General features: G+C 68.2%; 17 protein-coding genes. 10 read left to right on the forward strand and 7 right to left on the reverse strand.

All coding sequences use genetic code 11. From position 1 onward, the window contains the following. Positions 1-16 precede the first annotated feature (16 nt). A complete protein-coding gene (dnaA, locus tag AC0NH5_RS29195) occupies positions 17-1,831 on the reverse strand; it encodes a chromosomal replication initiator protein DnaA (RefSeq protein WP_474409867.1) in 1,815 nt (604 codons plus the stop codon). 584 nt (positions 1,832-2,415) lie between these two features. Here dnaA and rpmH point away from each other — a divergent pair. From rpmH to AC0NH5_RS29235, 8 genes are all read left to right on the forward strand, one after another. Then, positions 2,416-2,553: a 50S ribosomal protein L34 gene (rpmH, locus tag AC0NH5_RS29200; RefSeq protein ID WP_221380940.1), complete on the forward strand. Its 138-nt coding sequence runs from the start codon at positions 2,416-2,418 to the stop codon at positions 2,551-2,553. 36 nt (positions 2,554-2,589) lie between these two features. Further along, positions 2,590-2,946 (forward strand): ribonuclease P protein component, encoded by a 357-nt coding sequence (gene rnpA / locus AC0NH5_RS29205; protein WP_474409868.1) that lies wholly within the window; start codon positions 2,590-2,592, stop codon positions 2,944-2,946. Beyond that, complete coding sequence (gene yidD / locus AC0NH5_RS29210) at positions 2,943-3,200, forward strand: membrane protein insertion efficiency factor YidD (protein ID WP_474409869.1); 258 nt, start codon at positions 2,943-2,945, stop codon at positions 3,198-3,200. The genes rnpA and yidD overlap by 4 nt, the downstream gene beginning before the upstream one ends. Before the next feature lies 1 nt (position 3,201). Next, complete coding sequence (yidC, locus tag AC0NH5_RS29215) at positions 3,202-4,227, forward strand: membrane protein insertase YidC (protein WP_474409870.1); 1,026 nt, start codon at positions 3,202-3,204, stop codon at positions 4,225-4,227. A gap of 134 nt (positions 4,228-4,361) precedes the next feature. Further along, a complete protein-coding gene (locus tag AC0NH5_RS29220; RefSeq protein WP_474409872.1) occupies positions 4,362-4,955 on the forward strand; it encodes a Jag family protein in 594 nt (197 codons plus the stop codon). Positions 4,956-5,070: 115 nt separating this feature from the next. Next, positions 5,071-5,856: a 16S rRNA (guanine(527)-N(7))-methyltransferase RsmG gene (rsmG, locus tag AC0NH5_RS29225; protein WP_474409873.1), complete on the forward strand. Its 786-nt coding sequence runs from the start codon at positions 5,071-5,073 to the stop codon at positions 5,854-5,856. A gap of 885 nt (positions 5,857-6,741) precedes the next feature. Further along, entirely contained in the window at positions 6,742-7,866 is a 1,125-nt protein-coding gene (locus AC0NH5_RS29230; RefSeq protein ID WP_474409919.1) for a ParA family protein, read from the forward strand. Continuing rightward, positions 7,863-8,939, forward strand: coding sequence for a ParB/RepB/Spo0J family partition protein (locus tag AC0NH5_RS29235; protein WP_474409874.1), 1,077 nt, complete (start codon positions 7,863-7,865; stop codon positions 8,937-8,939). Before AC0NH5_RS29230 ends, AC0NH5_RS29235 begins: the two co-directional genes overlap by 4 nt. A 535-nt stretch (positions 8,940-9,474) precedes the next feature. Here AC0NH5_RS29235 and AC0NH5_RS29240 read toward each other — a convergent pair. Next, a complete protein-coding gene (locus tag AC0NH5_RS29240; protein WP_474409875.1) occupies positions 9,475-10,464 on the reverse strand; it encodes a hypothetical protein in 990 nt (329 codons plus the stop codon). 768 nt (positions 10,465-11,232) lie between these two features. On the opposite strand from AC0NH5_RS29240, the gene AC0NH5_RS29245 reads away from it, so the two are divergent. Continuing rightward, on the forward strand, positions 11,233-12,093 hold the full coding sequence (locus AC0NH5_RS29245; RefSeq protein WP_474409921.1) for a hypothetical protein: 861 nt from the start codon (positions 11,233-11,235) through the stop codon (positions 12,091-12,093). 90 nt (positions 12,094-12,183) lie between these two features. Here AC0NH5_RS29245 and AC0NH5_RS29250 read toward each other — a convergent pair whose 3' ends face one another. Both AC0NH5_RS29250 and AC0NH5_RS29255 read right to left on the reverse strand, forming a co-directional pair. Continuing rightward, entirely contained in the window at positions 12,184-13,146 is a 963-nt protein-coding gene (locus AC0NH5_RS29250; protein WP_474409876.1) for a D-alanine--D-alanine ligase family protein, read from the reverse strand. 8 nt (positions 13,147-13,154) lie between these two features. Further along, positions 13,155-14,465: an aminotransferase-like domain-containing protein gene (locus AC0NH5_RS29255; RefSeq protein WP_474409877.1), complete on the reverse strand. Its 1,311-nt coding sequence runs from the start codon at positions 14,463-14,465 to the stop codon at positions 13,155-13,157. A gap of 208 nt (positions 14,466-14,673) precedes the next feature. Between AC0NH5_RS29255 and AC0NH5_RS29260 the strand changes: the two genes are divergently transcribed. Beyond that, complete coding sequence (locus tag AC0NH5_RS29260; RefSeq protein WP_474409878.1) at positions 14,674-15,348, forward strand: GNAT family N-acetyltransferase; 675 nt, start codon at positions 14,674-14,676, stop codon at positions 15,346-15,348. On the opposite strand, the gene AC0NH5_RS29265 is transcribed toward AC0NH5_RS29260, so the two are convergent. The 3 genes from AC0NH5_RS29265 to trxB form a co-directional block, all read right to left on the reverse strand. After that, the gene (locus AC0NH5_RS29265) at positions 15,345-16,496 is read right to left on the reverse strand and encodes an N-acetylmuramoyl-L-alanine amidase (RefSeq protein ID WP_474409879.1); all 1,152 of its coding nucleotides are present in this window, start codon (positions 16,494-16,496) and stop codon (positions 15,345-15,347) included. The two genes, AC0NH5_RS29260 and AC0NH5_RS29265, sit on opposite strands and share 4 nt — an antisense overlap. Positions 16,497-16,585: 89 nt before the next feature. Then, positions 16,586-16,909: a thioredoxin gene (gene trxA, locus AC0NH5_RS29270; protein ID WP_474409880.1), complete on the reverse strand. Its 324-nt coding sequence runs from the start codon at positions 16,907-16,909 to the stop codon at positions 16,586-16,588. A 16-nt stretch (positions 16,910-16,925) separates the two neighbouring features. Beyond that, on the reverse strand, positions 16,926-17,885 hold the full coding sequence (gene trxB, locus AC0NH5_RS29275; protein WP_474409881.1) for a thioredoxin-disulfide reductase: 960 nt from the start codon (positions 17,883-17,885) through the stop codon (positions 16,926-16,928). Between the last annotated feature and the right edge of the window lie 68 nt (positions 17,886-17,953).

Here is a 17,953-nt window from a genome sequence, read left to right on the forward strand (position 1 = left end):
GGATGGAGCGGCGCCCCTAGGTGTTCTGCTTGATCCGGTTCGTCAGCTCGGCGATCTGGTTGTAGAGCGAGCGGCGTTCGGCCATGTGCTGGCGGATCTTGCGGTCCGCGTGCATGACGGTGGTGTGGTCGCGGCCGCCGAAGGCCTGCCCGATCCGGGGCAGCGACAGATCGGTGAGCTCACGGCACAGGTACATGGCCACCTGGCGGGCGTTGACCAGGACCCGGCTGCGCGAGTGGCCGCGCAGGTCCTCCAGGCTGACGCCGAAGTAGTCGGCGGTGGAGACCATGATCTGGTCGGCGGTGATCTCCGGGCCGGCGCCGTCCGGCATGAAGTCGCGCAGGACCTCTTCGGCCAGGGAGAGCTGCACCGGGGAGCGGGTCAGGCTGGCGAACGCGGTCACCCGGATGAGGGCGCCCTCGAGCTCGCGGATCGAGTTGGAGACGCGCGACGCGATGAACTCGAGGACGTCGTCCGGCGCGTACATCCGCTCCTGCGCGGCCTTCTTCTGCAGGATCGCGATACGCGTCTCGAGGTCTGGCGGCTGGATGTCGGCGAGCAGTCCCCACTCGAAGCGGGTGCGCATCCGGTCTTCCAGGGTGGCCAGCTGGCGCGGCGAGCGGTCCGAGCTGATCACGATCTGCTTGTTCGCGTTGTGCAGGGTGTTGAAGGTGTGGAAGAACTCCTCCTGCGTCCGTTCGCGGTTCTCCAGGAACTGGATGTCGTCGATCAGCAGGATGTCGACGTCGCGGTACCGGCGCTGGAACGCCTGCGTCTTGTCATCGCGCAGGCTGTTGATGAAATCGTTGGTGAACTCCTCGGTCGACACGTAGCGCACCGAGCGCGCGTGGCCCAGGGTGGTGGCGTAGTGGCCGATCGCGTGCAGGAGATGAGTCTTGCCCAGTCCCGAACTGCCGTAGATGAACAGCGGGTTGTACGCCTTGGCCGGCGACTCGGCGACCGCGACCGCGGCGGCGTGCGCGAACCGGTTGGACGAGCCGATGACGAACGTCTCGAACATGTACTTCGGGTTGAGACGGTTGCCGTCCTGGCCGCCGGGGCGCGGCGAGGAACCCGGACCGCGCAGGTCCAGCGGCGGGCGGCCGGGACCGTTGTCGCCGCGGGTGGGTATCTCGTCGCGACGGTCGGACATGGCGTCCGAGCGGCGCTGATTGTCCCGCAGCTGCGACTGGTCGGCGGCCATCCGGTGCCCGGCCAAATCGTTCGGCGGGTCCCTGTCGGGTCGGCCGGTCGCGGGCCGGTTCATCGGCGGAGGAGGCGGCGGCTGCGGCGGCAGCGGATCGGCGAACAGCGCCTCCTGACCGTCGCGGGCCGCCGGCACATTGCGGGTGTACGGCGAGGACGGCGAGGAGTGCTGGGCGGAACCGGTGGGGTACGGCTCCGGCGGGCGCTGCTGCTGTTGCCCGGGGTACGCCGGGAGGTCGGGCGGGTAAGGCCCCGGGTCCGGGTAGCGCGGAGGCTCGGCGTAGTGCCGTGGCTGCGGCTCCGCCTGCGGCGCGCCGTTCTCGGCGGGGCTGCCGTAAACAGTGCCGGGCACACCGGTGCCGTCCTCCGGGGCACGGACGGTGACCGCCACCTGGATCGGCCGGCTCAACCGCCGGGTGAGCGCCTCGGTGATCGCTGCGCGCATCCGTGACTCGATGACGTCACGGGTGAAGGTGTCCGGAACCGACAGGAGAGCGGTGTCCTCCACTATCGCCCGCAACCGGACCAGCTGAAGATAGGCGCGCTGCTGCGGCGAGGCGATCTCGTCGGACAACTCGCCCAGAGTCGCCTTCCACACCTCGCTCAGGTCGACCTGATCGGCCACCGCCGCGCCACCCCCATCGCCACCGACCCCCGGTGGGCCTTGTCCGGCCTTCCGCCTGTGCCTGTCGGCGCCTGCCGGCGCCGCTCGGCCCCCAACCCAGCACATTCAACGTGCTGAACACGCACGGCGCCACCAGCTGTCCACAGGTTATCCACAACCTGTGGTGTTGCCGGTGACCGCTCCCGGCCGGATTGGTCGGCAGATTTACCGGAGCCTGTAGTGGCGCGGGCTGTAAACAGGCTCACCGTGGCGAACGATCCACCTGCTTGTCCGGTTTTGGCCGCTGCTTCGCGGTATGCGAACGGCCGGTAAGACCAGCAACCGCGCACGCTAACAGCGGTGACAGGTGGACTACAACCGCCCGTCGGACCCTGCCCTGCCCGACAGCGGGAAAAGATTCACTTCAGGTGCGGAAAGAGCAGGTGGGCGTCGCCGGTGCCCGCCTGTCGACGTGCCGACCCCAGGATATGGTTGACCTGCATCACCGCTCTCCCTAGGGTTGAACGGTTGCTCCGCCGCGCTCTGCTAAAGTGGCTTCTTGCAGCGGATGCCCCCTGGACGTAGTACGAAGACGGAGTTCTCACGTGAGCAAGCGCACCTACCAGCCGAACAATCGCCGGCGTGCCAAGACCCACGGCTTCCGGCTGCGCATGCGCACCCGTGCCGGCCGCGCCATTCTTGCCTCCCGCCGCACCAAGGGCCGCGACAAGCTGTCGGCCTGAGCCGACACTTGGTCGGGTCGGAATGCCCAGGTAGTCGTGCTGGCCGCAGCGCAGCGACTGCGGCGTAGCACCGACTTCGCCGCAGCGATTCGCGGCGGCCGTCGTGCCGGTCGCGGAACCCTGGTCGTTCATCTGCTTATCGACGAGCCGGCGCACGCCTCCACGGCGCGCGCCGGCTTCGTCGTCTCCAAGGCCGTCGGCAATGCGGTGACCCGTAACAAGGTCCGGCGCCGGCTGCGGCACCTGGTGCGGCCGCTTCTCAACGAGCTCCCCGCGGGGACGTCACTGGTGGTCCGGGCGCTTCCGCCGGCTGCCGGAGCGACGTTCGCGACCCTCGCCGCGGACCTGGACGGAGCGGTCACAGCCGCTCGCCGACCAAGGCGGCCCCGATGAGCGTGCCTGCCCGGATCCTGACCGCGGCGGTCGTCGCGTACCGTCGATACTTGAGTCCGGCGCTGCCGGCACGCTGTCGGTTCTACCCCTCGTGCAGCGCGTACGCCCAGGAGGCGTTGACGCGGCACGGTGCGTTCCGGGGAACGGGCCTGGCGATCTGGCGGCTCCTGCGTTGTCACCCTTTCCACCCTGGCGGGTACGACCCGGTGCCTGACCCGATCCGTCACCGCCCTGCCGATGTGACTGGAGCTTAGATTGAGTCTCGACTGGATCTACAACGTCATTTCGTGGATCCTCCTGCGCTGGCATGCCATGTGGGACGCGATCGGCGTACCGGACGGACGCGTCCTGGGTACCAACTTCGCCTGGATTCTGGCGATCATCTTCCTGGTGGTGACGCTGCGCGTCATCCTGTTCCCGGTCTTCGTCAAGCAGATCAAGAGCCAGCGCGCCATGCAGGCGCTGCAGCCGAAGGTCAAGGCGCTCCAGGAGAAGCACAAGGGTGACCGGGAGACGCTCCAGAAAGAAATGATGGAGCTGTATAGGACGGAGAAGGCCAACCCGCTGATGGGCTGCCTTCCGATGTTCCTGCAGATCCCCGTCTTCTTCGGTCTGTTCCACGTGCTCCAGCACCTGGACCCGTCGATCTCGGACTACTACAAGCAGCTGTACGGGTGGTCGCTGGAGCAGTTCAACAGCGCGGCCAACGCCCACCTGTTCAACGCCCCGATCAGCGCCAAGTTCGGCTCGTCGCCGGCCGAGCTGGCCGCGGTCGGCGCGGACGGCACGACGGTGAAGGTTCTGGCCGCGGTCCTGGTCCTGACGATGATGGGGACCACGTTCCTCACCAGCCGCCAGATGATCCTCAAGACCGGCTGGGCCGAGGACCCGCAGCAGAAGATGATCCAGCGGCTGATGCTCTACGGCATCCCGTTCTCGCTGCTGATCTCCGGCGCGCTGTTCCCGATCGGTGTGGTCATCTACTGGGTGACCAACAACCTGTTCACGCTGGCCCAGCAGCAGTGGGTGCTCCGGAAGTTCCCGCCGGTGCAGATGGCCGGTGCCAAGACGCCGTCGTCGTCGGCCCGTCCGTCCGGTTCTGGCTCGCGCGGCATCACCAACCCGGTGCAGCCGGCCCGCACCGGTGGCCTCTTCGGCCGCAAGCAGGCGCCCGAGCCGACCACCCCGGTGGCCGAGACCAAGGCTCTCGCCCCGAAGCCCGGCGCCAAACCGGTGAATCCGAAGAAGGGCGCCCGCCCGGCGAACAAACCCAAGGGATGATCGCGGCTCGGGCCCTCGGGTCCGAGCGCTCCTCGCGGCACAGACCTCCCCGCGCTCGCCGGCCACGCACCCCGGTGGCGCGGGAAACAGCGGACCGATCTCGGTCCGGACCGAATGACAACGGAGATGAGACCGTGACCGACACCAGCACTCCCCCTTCCGCCGAGTCCTCGGCGCCGGCCCCGGCCGAGGCCACCGAGTCGCCCGCCAACGGCGAAGCGAACGGTACGCCGGCCGAGGCGAAGAAGTCGGAGAGCGTCGCCTCGGACGGCGACCTGTTCCGCCAGAGTGAGATCGCGGCGGACTATGTCGAGGGTCTGCTGGACATCCTCGACTACGACGGCGACATCGACGAGCTGGTCTCGGCCGGCCGGCCGATGGTCGAGGTCGTCGGCGACCGGCTGCAGTCGCTCGTCGGGCAGCGCGGCGCCACGCTCGAGGCGCTCCAGGAACTCACCCGGCTCGCCATCTTCCGGGCCACCGGGTCGCCCAGCCGACTGCTGCTCGACATCGGTGGCTACCGGGCTACCCGCCGCAAGGAGCTGGCCGCGGTCGCGCGCAACGCGGTCGAGAAGGTCAAGGAGCACGGCGACCCGGTCCGGTTGGAGCCGATGTCGGCGTTCGAGCGCAAGTGCGTCCACGACGTGGTCAACGCGATCACCGGTGTGCAGAGCGAGTCCGAAGGTGTGGAGCCGAGCCGGCGCATCGTGGTGCGGGTGGCGGACTGATCTGGTGACTGACCCACGCTACGGCGCGGGGGATCTCGGCCCGGGCGTTCAGTCGCCCGGGCCGTCGTCTTTCCCGCGGTCATCGTCCCCGTCCCTGCCGGGTGTGTCCCCCTCCATGCCGCCCTCGTCGTCCTCTGCTGAGCCCGCTCTTGCCCCCGAGTCGCTGGCGATTCCTCCGGAGGCGGTCGCGGATGCCGCGGCCGAGGTTTTCGGGGAGCGGCTCGAGTTGGCCGGCCGCTATGCGCAACTTCTGGGGACCGAGGGAGTCGTACGAGGGCTCATCGGGCCCCGGGAAGCGCCGCGACTCTGGGAACGTCACCTGGTCAACTGCGGAGTTATGTCCCAGATAATCCCATTCGGTGCATCAGTTGTCGACGTCGGGTCTGGTGCCGGTTTGCCCGGTATCGTGCTGGCAGTGGCACGTCCGGACCTGGAAATCACCCTGGTCGAGCCACTGGCCCGGCGAACGGCCTTCCTCGAAGAGGCGGTGTCCGAGCTGGGCCTTGACGGCAACGTCACGGTGCTGCGCGGTCGGGCCGAAGAAGTGACCGGGCAATTGCCCGGTGCGGACATCGTCACGGCGCGGGCCGTGGCGGCGCTGGACAAGCTGGCCGGGTGGTGCCTGCCACTGGCTCGGGTCGGCGGTGTGCTGTTGGCGATGAAGGGTGCCTCCGCCGGTGAGGAGATCGTTGCTCATCGGGAGGCGGTCTCGAAACTGGGCGGTGGAGTGCCGGAGGTGCGGCTCTGCGGGGTGGGGTTGATCGACCCACCGACGACGGTGGTCGAGGTGGCGAAGGAACGGGAAGTTCCGGGGCGTGGCCGGGCGACTTCGCCGAAGGGTGGCGGAGGCAAGACTGAAGGCCGCCACGGCGGTGGGCGAGGGAGATCTCGGAGGAGATAGATGGGCCGGCGGGGCGCACGAAAGCGGAACGGTCGCCGACCGCATCCCCCTGCGCGTCCGGGCTCGTCGCCGGTGGCAACGAGCCCTCCGCCGTCCATTCCGTCTCAGCCGGCGTCTTCGGGGTCGGCCGTGATGTCGTTCCCGGCGGCGACTCCATCGATGCCCGCTCCGGCGCGCTCGGTCCGGCGTCAGTCACCGGCCACCGGGTCCAGCGCACAGTCGATCACGTCGGGCGTCGGGATGTCCCGGCCGTCTGACAGCCGTACGGGGAGCAATGCCCCGGTATTGGAGCCGCTGAGTCCTTCTCCGGGGCAGCCGTTGCGAATCAGCGCCGCAGACGGTTCGGCGCCTCGGCTGCATGGGGTTCCTGAGTTGGCCCACCACGGTGTCCACCCGGTCACCTGGCCGGTCCTGTCGTCGACGATGCCCGTGTCGTCACCGGCATCCGCGGTGGGTGCCCCCGGCCTGTCCTGGGCAGGCTCCTCGACGATGCCTGACGTGGTTCACGATCGGGGGGTCGCGCCGGGGCTTCGGTTTGATCAGTTGCCACGGAATCGGCCACCGAAAGCGGCGTTTGCGCGTACCGAAAAGGGGTCGGATTCTGGATCTTCCGGCAGCTCCTTACGCCTGGTCCCCGGCATCATGGTGTTCGTGCCGTCGACCGATGAAGAGTCACCGGCGTTGCGCACGACTCATCGGACAACCGGCCATGGCGGCACATGCCCGGCCCCCGTAGGCTGGCTGGGCGTCGATAGTGTGGAGCGGATCTCCTCAGCCGGAACACACGCTTCGCCGGCCGACCCTTTCCTAGCCAACAGGGATAAAGCGGTGCATGAGTACGGTGTTTCACGTGAAACCGAGTCGCCTCTCGACAGGCCGTCGGGAATGAGCGTGGGCGGACTGCACGCCGGCGAGCAAAACGTTCCCCAGCCTCGTGCGGGTGGATACGGGCCTTCGCAGCAGTACGGCCATGGCATTTCCCCACATCAGAGCCCCGACGACTTCCGTGGATCGGCGCCACTTCCTCTGCCGGGGGCGGGAGGTGCCGTTTCGGCAAGCGCTTCGGCCGCGGCCCCCACTTCCGGGGTGCCGGTTCAGCCGGTCGAGCATGTTTCACGTGAAACGCCGAGCGCGGATGAGGACGATCCGCCCCTTGCCATGGAAGCGTTGCGAGCTGTGCAGATCCTCAACCCGAGCGGCGAGATCATCATGCCGCGACCGGACCACCCGAGGGTGATTTGCGTCGCCAATCAGAAGGGTGGTGTCGGCAAGACCACCACTACCGTGAACCTCGCGGTGGCGTTGGCACTCCACGGCAATCGCGTCCTGGTGGTGGACCTTGACCCGCAGGGCAATGCCTCCACCGGCCTGAACGTGCCCCACCACGCCGGTGTGCCCGACGTCTACGACTGCCTGATCGACAACGTGCCGCTGGCCGAGGTGGCGCAGCCGGTCGAGGGCATCCCCAATCTGTACTGCGTTCCGGCGACGATCGACCTCGCCGGTGCAGAGATCGAGTTGGTCTCGGTGGTGGCCCGGGAGTCGCGCCTGCAGCGCGCCATCGCCGGCCACCCGGAGAAGTTCGATTACGTCTTCATCGACTGCCCGCCCTCGCTGGGCCTGCTGACGGTCAACGCACTGTGCGCCGCGCAGGAGGTGCTGATCCCCATTCAGTGTGAGTACTACGCACTGGAGGGACTCAACCAGCTGATCAACAACATCAACCTGGTACGCCAGCACCTCAACCCGACGCTGGATGTCTCGACGATTCTGCTGACCATGTACGACCGGCGCACCCGGCTTGCGGATGCCGTCGAGCAGGACGTCCGGAACCACTTCGGGACCAAAGTTCTGAACGCCGTCATTCCCCGAAACGTGCGGGTTTCCGAGGCTCCTAGCTACGGCCAGTCGGTGATGACCTACGATCCGGGATCACGGGGTGCCACCAGCTATTTCGAGGCGGCCCTGGAGATCGCGATGCGTGGGGTCGACACGGGAGGCACGGCATGAAGAACCGTCCGCGGGGTGGCTTGGGCCGTGGCCTGGGCGCGTTGATCCCCACGGCACCTGCCGCTGAACCAGCGGCAAACGTTGAGACGGTTCCTGAGCCGGTGACTGTGTCGCCAGGATCAGGTTCGGCCGGCTCAACGGCGTCGTCCTCGTTATCTGCTTCGTCGCCGTCATCGGCTCCCGTCGCACCCATTCCCGCTCCGGCGGCGCCTGCCGAGGACGGCTTGGCGCCGGTGCCTGGTGCCCGCTTCGCGGAATTGCCGGTCGGCGCGATCGAGCCGAACGCCAAGCAGCCTCGGCACGTGTTCGACGAAGAGGCCCTGGAAGAACTCAAGACCTCGATCCAAGAGGTGGGCTTCCTCCAGCCGATCGTCGTCCGGGACATGGGCGACGGCCGGTTCGAGCTCGTCATGGGTGAGCGTCGGTGGCGCGCCGCGCAGGCCATCGGCAAGGAGACGATCCCGGCCATCGTGCGGGACACACCCGATGACGCGATGCTGCGGGACGCCCTGCTCGAGAACATCCACCGCGCCAACCTCAACCCGCTGGAAGAGGCGGCGGCATACCAGCAGCTGCTCGAAGAGTTCGGTGCCACGCACGAGGAGCTCGCTCGGCGGATCGGTCGGAGCCGGCCGCAGATCTCCAACACGATCCGGCTGATGAACCTGCCGGCTCAGGTGCAGCGGCGGGTGGCGGCCGGGGTGTTGTCGGCCGGGCACGCTCGGGCGTTGCTCGGGCTGGAGGACAACGAGGCCCAGGAGCAGCTGGCGGATCGGATCGTCCGGGAAGGACTGTCCGTGCGATCCACCGAAGAGTTGGTGATGATGGCCAACTCGGACGGACAGCCGAAGAAGGCGACGCCGGCTCGGCGGGCGAAGGTGCACGCACCGGCGCTGAACGACCTCGCGGAGCGGCTGTCGGATCGGTTCGACACGCGGGTCAAGGTCGACATCGGACGGAACAAGGGGAAGATCACGATCGAGTTCGCGACGGTGGATGATCTGGAGCGGATCGTCGGGATGATCGGTGTTGAGGAAGAGGGATCGGCTCGGGGTGAGGACTCCGAGGGCTGATTCCCCGGTCCGAGTTGCTCGGACTGCCGGAGGCGCGTGGGATGCCCTGCGCGCCTTTGTTGTATCTGGAGCCGGTTCTCCTGAACGCGTCCGAGCTCTTCGCTGGATCCGGGCGTTCCGCGACCCGGGCGTTCCGCGACCCGGGCGTTCCGGGATCGCGCATTCCGCGATCCGCGCTCTCCACCCCGGCCACGCGTCGCTGTCGCCCGGCGCCGATCAGGCCGCGTTCGCCCGGCCCGGTGACACCCTCGAAGGAGCGGCGTTGAGAGAGCCGTGCGGGTTAGGACAGTGAGTGAGCGGTGCGAGGCGGAAAAGGCGCGAAAGGGGCATTCGGAAACGGCTCAGAGGGCATGGGCAGCCCGTCAGAAATCTCAGGAGAATCGTTCTGAGAGAACCGCTCAGCGCCCCTGCGCCCGGCACGGCAGCCCAATACTCGATCTTGCCGTTTCACGTGAAACGAGATGAGTGCGGCATGACGTGGCCGGCCGACCATCACAATCATCGGGTCGTGAATGGCCGGCCGGTACGGGGGAAGCTAAGCCTTCTTGACGACGACCTTCTTGCCGGACGCCCTGATCGTGTAGGTGATCGTCTGACCGGTGTATGGGTTCTTGGCGCTGACCCGTACGCCGCCCTTGATGTCCTTGACGGTGACCATGTTGACCTTGGCGGCAGCGTTGTGCTTCGTCGCAGTGCTTCGCAGAGCCTTGCGAAGGTTGGTGACCTTGACCGTCTTACCCTTCGCCGCCTTCTTGGTAGCTTCCGCCCCTCGGGCTGCTACACCCTTCACCGCCGCAGGCATGTCCAGATAGGCGATCGCTTTCGCCAGCACCTCGCGGTTGACCGTCTGCTCCGGAGAAGGCAGAGGAACGGTCTGTGGCCCGTAGGTGAAGGCGAAGGTCTCGTCGAGCAGGATCGGGTACTTCGAGTTGATGGTCTGCAGTACGCCGTTCGCATCGACCTTGTAGGTGTTGACCGCGTCCTCGGGGTGCTCAAAAGCGTAAGTCGTCGAGCCGTCGTCGTGCACGGTCTTGGTGCCGGCGTGGGCGGTGTCGGCGGTCAGGAGATCGGACGGCTGAGGCTCGTTCTGGGCGACCCACTTGTTCAGGTCGAGTTTCGTGTCGGTGGTGAACACGTACTTGACCGAGGAGCGGCCCATCATCTTGACGGCCGCGTACTCAGCTCTCGTGGTGAGGTTCTCGTAGGCGCCCTTGTGCTTGACCGCGTATCCGGCGGTGGTTTCGCCGTCGAACTTGAACTCGAAGTAGGCGCGGCCGCCGGTGGGGTCGATCCCGAACTTGGCGTCTCCCGGAGTGCCGCTCAAAGAGACCTTGTACGTGCCGCCCCAACCCTTCTCGGAGGCTGCGGTGGTCGTGGTCGCCACTGCCTTGAGCGCGGCTGCCATTCCAGCGTTGGTCAAGGCGGTGGTCGTGTCCGCGGCGTAGGCCGCACCTGGTGCCACCAGAAGACTGGCCGCCAGGGAAGCTGAAGCAAGAAGAATGGCGGGTCGGGAGAAGCGCGGCACTGGATTCCTTCGGGGATGAGAACGGCTTTGGGGGATGGTGCGGTGCGGTGGTGCGACACTCGTGGATCTGCCGGTTCCGTGGAACACGCCGACCGGTTGTCGCTCGGCGAAGTCGACCGGACTGCGGTATCGCTGTCCCGGTTCGCCACCATGATCGGTCTGGTAGCGATGAACAGTGGATCGGCCAACGAGACCCGAAACGAAGGATTTGTCGGCACCGTCAGGGCGCGGTTTCACGTGAAACGGTCGCTACGAATCCCGGCGGCAGGCTCGGTGGTTCGGCTACAGACGCAGTAGGGCAGCGAGCGCGTTTCACGTGAAACCAACTCGCTGGTCCGCGGACCGTCGACCGACATAGATCTGGTTACTGGCGCAAGACCCGATCCGCCGAACAACTCGACCGGATGAACTGTCGGATCCACCTATGTGCCAACACCACTATCCACACCCTGTGCGCACACCCTGTGAACTACGCCGTAGGACCCGTTTCACGTGAAACAACACCGATGTCCTACGCACTGTCCACCGCTCTATCCACAGGCCGCGCAAGCCTGCGACGTCGCGTTTCACGTGAAACCGGCCTGCCTGTGGATAACTTCTGTGGATAACTTTGGGGCGCGAGTGTAAGGCCCCGGCGCCCTCATCATCTTCGACGTCACGGCTGCGCCCAGGCGGGTGGAAAGTCGTCCCCCTGTAGTGCGAAATTGACCCGGGACAGCCCCTCCTGACCTGGGCTAAGGTCACGTCGTGTCCGAGAACACCGCCCCCCTGCCGGACTTCACGCGCTGGCCGTCATTCCCCTTCGAAGGCGACATGCGAGTCAAGAAGCTCGCCCCACCGGTCGAGGTCGAGCCTCCCCGCAGCGGAGAGGACGCCACCGACTGTGTGGCGTGCAGCACGCCCGACGACTCGTACATCTGGGTAAGTGAGCGATGGCGGGTCCGGGCGATGGACCGGCCCACCGGCCTGCCCATGGTGCTGATCCTGGAGTGCCGCTCGCACCTCGATCTGGGCGACCTGCCCAACCTCCTGGCCGCCGAGCTGGGCGTCATGACGGTCCGGTTGGAACGGGCGATCCGCTCCCTCGACGGCGTCGCGCGGGTGCATGTGAACCGCTGGGGCGACGGCTCGGCGCACCTGCACATGTGGTTCCTGGCGCGTCCCTACGGACGTCTCCAGCTGCGCGGCACGTTCCTCTCACTCTGGGACGACATCCTGCCGGTGATCCCCGAGGCGCAGTGGCGGGAGAATCTTGCGCTGGTCGCCGCCTGGCTGGCCGACTTCGGTGGCAAGGCGAACGCCGAGCCCGCCCACATCCAATGGGAGTCGCCGGCCACGTTCACGATGCCGACCGTGTCCGAGCCCGCCGACGACACCCGCCGACCGGCCACGCTGGGCGACCTCGAAGCCGTCGGAACTCAGACGCCGGCAGCCGAAACCCAGACGCCGGCAGCCGAAACGCACACGCCTGCGGCGGAGCTTCGAACCCCGGCGGCGGTAACCCAGGTGCCGGCGGCAGAGGGCCACGAGGCCCGGACGGGAGTACGCCCGGACAGCACTCCTGCCCCTCGGAAGCACAACGACGCAGCACCGGATGTGGCCGCCCCCGTGGCCAAGTCAGCGCCCTGACAAACAGAAGTAGGACGGCGGTGAAGCAAAGGCCCGGCGCGTCCAACGACGCACCGGGCCTTTTCGGCTCTGGCTGATCCCGCCAGATAGCTACTGAACCTTCCGGGACACCGCCCGCTCCACCAGCGCGCTCAACATCGCCCCCAGATCGACCCCGGCCGCCTGCACCGCCAACGGCAGCAACGACGTCTCGGTCAACCCCGGTGACACGTTGCACCCGAGCACCTGCGTCTCCCCGTCCTCCCCGACGATCACGTCGATCCGGGACAGGTCCCGCAACCCCAGCGCCTTGAAAGCCGCCAGCGCCGTCTCCGACACCCGTGCCGCCACCGACGGGTCCAGCCGGGCCGGCACGTGCCACGTCGTCAGCCCGGCCGTGTAGCGGGCCGCGTAGTCGTACACCCCGTCGCGCGGGACGATCTCGACGATCGGGAGCGCTTCCGGGCCGGTGCCCAGGTCGATGATCGAGACCGCCACGTTGGTCCCGGTGACGTACTGCTCGACAAGCGCCGTCGAGTCGTACGCGAAACAGCCGACCATCGCCGCCGGCAGGTCCGCGGCGTCCCGCACCACCGCCGCCCCCAGCCCGGATCCACCCTGTGCCGGCTTCACCATGAGCGGCAGGCCGAGCCGGTCCACGATCCGGTCCAGCACTGCCACCGCGCCCAGTTCGGAGAACCGGTCGTGGGGAAGCGCCACCCAATCCGGCGTCGGGATGCCGGCTTCCCGGAGCATGGACTTCGCCGAGGGCTTGTCCCAGGCCATCCGGGCGGCACGGGCGTCCGCCCCCACGTACGGCACGCCGCAGAGATCGAGCACCCCGCGCAGCGAACCGTCCTCACCGGTCGCCCCGTGCAGGGCGATCACCACCGCGTCCGGCGGGTATGCCTGCAACGCGGGCAGCAACGACACGTCGGCGTCGTGCAGCTCCGCGGTCAGGCCGGTCGACCGCAGGGCGTCGAGGACCCGGCGGCCGGACCGCAGGGACACGTCCCGCTCGTAGGAGAGACCACCGGCCAGCACCAGAACTCGCACATCGTCACGCGTACCCATGGGAGTGATCATGCCAAGTCGGGGCCGGGGGCGTCGGCAGCGGCCGCGCCACGACGGCGGTGGGGGCCGAGGGCGGCGCCGCCGCCGAAGACCGCGCGCATCGCCAGCTCCTGCTCCATCACCCCGGAGAGTCTCCGCACGCCCTCACGAAGCCGCTCCGGGGCGGAGAACGAGAAGTTGAGCCGCATGTTGCCCCGTCCGGTGCCGTCGGCGTAGAAGCCCGTTCCCGGGACGTAGGCGACGCGTGCGGCGATGGCCCGCGGCATCATCGCCTTGGAGTCGAGACCCTCGGGGAGGGTGACCCAGACGAACAGGCCGCCGGTCGGGCGGGTCCACATGGTTCCGGCGGGCATCAGGTCGTGCAGTGAGGTCAGCAGCGCGTCCCGGCGCTCCCGGTAGATCTCCCGGTAGACCTTGATCTGCTCGCGCCACGGCATGGCCGTCAGATATTGGGTGACCGCGCCCTGGGCGAACGCGCTGGGGCACAGCACGTTCGCCTCGCTCATCATGACCAGCTTCTCGCGCACGGCGTGCGGCGCGAGGATCCAGCCGACCCGCAGGCCGGGCGCGAAGGTCTTGGAGAACGTGCTGACGTAGAAGACGCCGTCGCGTCGGCGGGCCCGCAGCGGCAGCGGGGCGTCGTTCTCGAAGGACAACATCCCGTACGGGTCGTCCTCGATCACCAGGAGGCCGGCGCGCTCGCAGATGTCGAGAATCTGCTCGCGCCGTTCCTCCGAGAGGGTGACGCCGGCGGGGTTCTGGAAGGTGGGGATCGTGTAGAGGAACTTGGCCCGGCGACCGGCCCGTGCGGTCGCCGCGATCGCCTCCTCCAGCGCTGCCGGGATCAGGCCCTCGTCGTCCATTGCCACGTGGTTCACCTGTGCCTGGGCAGCCTGGAAGACGCCGAGTGCGCCGACGTAGGTCGGCCCCTCGGCGAGCACCACGTCGCCCGGGTCCAGGAACAGCCGGGCGAGGAGGTCGAGGGCCTGCTGGCCGCCCACGGTGACCACCACGTCGTCCGGCGAGGCGTTGGTGATCCCGGAGAGGGTCATCACCTCGCAGATCCGCTCGCGCAGGTCGATGGTGCCCTGGCCGATCCCGTACTGCAGGCTGGTGGCGCCCTGGTCGGTGGCCAGGCGGTTGAGCATCTCGCCGACGGCGTCCAGGGGGAGCGCGGCGATGAACGGGGAACCGCCGGCCAGGGAGACCACCTCGGGGCGGCTGGCGACGGCGAACAGGGCACGGATCTCGGAAGTGGTCATCCCACGCACGCGCCGCGCGTAGCGGTCGGTGTAGTCGTCCTGGGTAGTGCCGGTCATGCGGCTCTCACCTCGCTGAATAGTCGGCAAAGACCCATCGATCCTAAACGCCGTACGCACGGTTCCGCCCTGTCGTCCCATCTGACTGTTGCCCGACCTGCTCCCGTTCATGGCGATTTCCACGTAGGATTCGGCGGGGGCGCGGCGGAGCAGGTGACGGCGACCGTGCTTCATCTCCGGTCCAGCCGATGCTTTCGAGGGGTGCGCCATGTCGCGACGCCTGGTCAATCTCACCCTCGACACTCTCGAGGACCTGCCCCGGCCCTGCCGCCAGTGTGTGTATTGGGAGCTGGATCCGGTCTCCGCCGAGCGGGCCTGCGCCACCGGTGACCCGGGGCTGGAGAAGGAGGCCTGGGTCTCCCAGACGCTCCTGGAGTGGGGTTCCTGCGGCAAGCTGGCGTACGTGGACGGCATGCCCGCCGGTTTCGTGATGTACGCGCCACCCGCTTACGTCCCGCGGTCGATGGCTTTCCCGACCTCACCGGTCAGCGCTGACGCCGCGCTGCTGATGACCGCCAAGGTGGTGCCCGCGTTCGCCGGCGGCGGCCTGGGCCGGATGCTGGTGCAGGGCGTCGCCCGGGATCTCACCAAGCGCGGGGTCAAGGCGATCGAGGCGTTCGGTGACGCCAAGGCCGGCGAGGCGGACGAGGACGAGGAGCGGACCGGCGTCTGTGTCGCCCCGGTCGACTTCTTCCTGTCGGTGGGCTTCAAGACGGTCCGCCCGCACCCTCGTTACCCGCGACTGCGGCTCGAGCTGCGGACGGCTCTGTCCTGGAAGTCCGACGTGGAGTACGCGCTGGAGAAGCTTCTCGGCTCGATGAGCCCGGAGACCCTGTTGCGCCCGGTCCGCCCGGTGGCGGCGACGCGCAGCACCGACAACTAGGCCCGGTCGGCCAGCGCCATCCGCAGCTGCCGGACGTCGATCGAGCCGGTCGGCACGTCCCGCTCGACCGGGAAGTACATCCGCTGGACCGCGGCCAGGATCGCCTCGACGATCTGCTCACGGAACATCGGGTCGATCAGCCGTTCCCGGTCCTTCGGGTTGGTCAGGTAACCCAGGTCGACCCGCACGGTCGGCATCCGGGTCAGCCGGAGCAGGTCCCAGGCCTTGGCGTGGGTGCGACAGTCGTGCATCCCGGTGCGCACCACGATCTCCCGCTGCACCAGGTTGGCCAGCCGCTCGCCGACCGTGGAGCTGAGCCCGTTGCCGGTGCCGTAGTGGTAGGTCGCCACGCCCTCGGCCGCCTCCGACGAGTGCCCGTCCAGGTGCAGCGAGATCAGCAGGTCGGCGCCGAGGCTGTTGGCCAGCGCGGCACGCTCGGCGCCGCTCATCGGGGCGACCGGCGACGGGCCACGGGTCAGGTGCACCCGCATGCCGGCCGCGGCGAGCCGGCCCTCCATCCGGGCGGCCAGGTCGAAGACCAGGTCCGCCTCGTTCCACCGCAGTGGACCGTCCGGCACCAGAACGCCGGTGTCGTCACCGCCGCCGTGACCGGGATCGATCACGATGGTCTTGCCGACCAGGTTGGGCCCGGACTGCCGGAACGCCTCGGCCTCGCGCAGCCACTGCGGGCGGCCGCCGACCACCTTGCGGCCCAGCCGGCGCAGCGCCTTCATGGTCTGCGGGCCGCAGGAGCCGTCCGGCACCAGGCCGACCTCGCGCTGGAACTGGGCCACGGCCCGCGCGGTGCGGGAGCCGTAGATGGCGTCCGCGCGACCGGTGTCGAAACCCATCTCGAGGAGGCGCTCCTGGAGGGCGCGCACGTCTTCGCCGACCAGCGCGTCCGGCACCGAGTGGAACAGGGTGCGGGAGCCGAGCCGCCAGCGGGCCGCGTCGAGCGCGCCCCACGTCTCGTCACCGACCATGCCGTCGACGCCGAGCCCACGACCCTGCTGGAAGGCGCGGACCGCGATCTCCAGCGGCTCGTCGAAGATGTCCGGCTCGGCGTCGGCCAGCAACTCCAGACCGACCAGAATCGACCGGATCTCGGAAACGGCTGGGCCGGTGTCTCCGCGTCGGATGGACCGCACTCAGGACTCCCTAGGGGCGAGAAAAGACGACCTTCCGAAGAGTACGCCCCGCGTCCACAAGTGGGCGCGGGGCGTCTTTTCGGCTCGGGTCAGAGAGCCGACTCGATGAACTTGACCAGGATGCTCTTGGGTTTCGCGCCGGTCACCGAGTTGAACGGCTCGCCGTCCTTGAAGATCGTCAGCGTCGGCACGGTCATCACGCCGTACTTCATCGCCGTCTCCGGGTTCTCCTCGATGTTGACCTTGACGATCTCCACCTGGTCGTCCATCTCGGCGGCGATCTCGGCCAGCAGCGGGTCGACCTTCTTGCAGGGCACGCACCACTCGGCCCAGAAGTCCACCAGGACGGGTTTGCCGGACTTCAGCACGTCAGTGTCGAAGGTGGCGTCGGTGACCACCTTGGTTGCTCCCACGAGGACCTCCCGGGTCTTACAGCTCAACGAATGAAGCGATGAAGCGCTCGGCGTCCAGCGCCGCGGCACAGCCGGTGCCGGAGGCGGTGATGGCCTGCCGGTACGTGTGGTCGACCAGGTCGCCGGCGGCGAACACGCCGGGGACGTTGGTCCTGGTGCTGGGCGAGTCGACCAGCACGTAGCCCTCGTCGTCCAGCTCGATCTGACCCTTGAAGAGCTCACTGCGCGGGTCGTGGCCGATCGCCACGAACACGCCGGTGACGTCGAGCACGCTCGTCTCGTTCGTCACCACGTTGCGGATCCGGGCGCCGCTGACCTTGCCGTCGGCGCCGACGATCTCCTCGACCACCGAGTTCCACTCGACCTTGATCTTCGGGTTGTCGAGCGCCCGCTTCTGCATGACCTTGCTGGCCCGGAAGGTGTCCCGGCGGTGCACGATCGTGACGGTCTCGGCGAAGCGGGTGAGGAAGGTCGCCTCCTCCATCGCCGAGTCGCCACCGCCCACGACCACGATGTGCTGGTTGCGGAAGAAGAAGCCGTCACAGGTGGCACACGACGAGACGCCGTGACCCAGCAGCTCCTGCTCACCGGGCACGCCGATCGGCCGCCACGCGGAGCCGGTCGCGAGGATCACCGCGCGGGCGAAGAACTGCTGCTCACCGACCCAGACGGTCTTGAGGCCCTCGGTGCCGGCCTCGGTCGGCTTGTCGGTCAGCTCGACCCGGGTGACGTCGTCGGTGAGGAACTCGGCGCCGAACTTCTCGGCCTGCGCCCGCATGTTGTCCATCAGCTCGGGACCCATGATCCCGTCGCGGTGCCCGGGGAAGTTCTCCACCTCGGTGGTGGTCATCAGCGCGCCGCCGGACTGGACGCCCTCGATCACCAGAGGCTTGAGGTTGGCCCGGGCCGCGTACAACGCCGCGGTGTAACCGGACGGACCGGAACCGATGATGATCAGATTGCGGACCTCGTCCACTGCCGACTCCTCAGTCTGTCTTCGCCGCACGAAAGGTCGGCGACACTGCACGCTAGAACGTCACGCTG

Source organism: Actinoplanes sp. 13 (genome assembly GCF_056134165.1).

Bases quoted from the DNA above. Each gene is read 5' to 3' on its own strand.
- AC0NH5_RS29235 (WP_474409874.1), top strand. From the start codon at position 7,863: ATGAAGAACCGTCCGCGGGGTGGCTTGGGCCGTGGCCTGGGCGCGTTG.
- AC0NH5_RS29230 (WP_474409919.1), top strand. From the start codon at position 6,742: ATGAGCGTGGGCGGACTGCACGCCGGCGAGCAAAACGTTCCCCAGCCT.
- AC0NH5_RS29250 (WP_474409876.1), bottom strand. From the start codon at position 13,146: ATGGGTACGCGTGACGATGTGCGAGTTCTGGTGCTGGCCGGTGGTCTC.
- rsmG (WP_474409873.1), top strand. From the start codon at position 5,071: ATGCCGCCCTCGTCGTCCTCTGCTGAGCCCGCTCTTGCCCCCGAGTCG.
- AC0NH5_RS29260 (WP_474409878.1), top strand. From the start codon at position 14,674: ATGTCGCGACGCCTGGTCAATCTCACCCTCGACACTCTCGAGGACCTG.
- yidD (WP_474409869.1), top strand. From the start codon at position 2,943: ATGAGCGTGCCTGCCCGGATCCTGACCGCGGCGGTCGTCGCGTACCGT.
- AC0NH5_RS29255 (WP_474409877.1), bottom strand. From the start codon at position 14,465: ATGACCGGCACTACCCAGGACGACTACACCGACCGCTACGCGCGGCGC.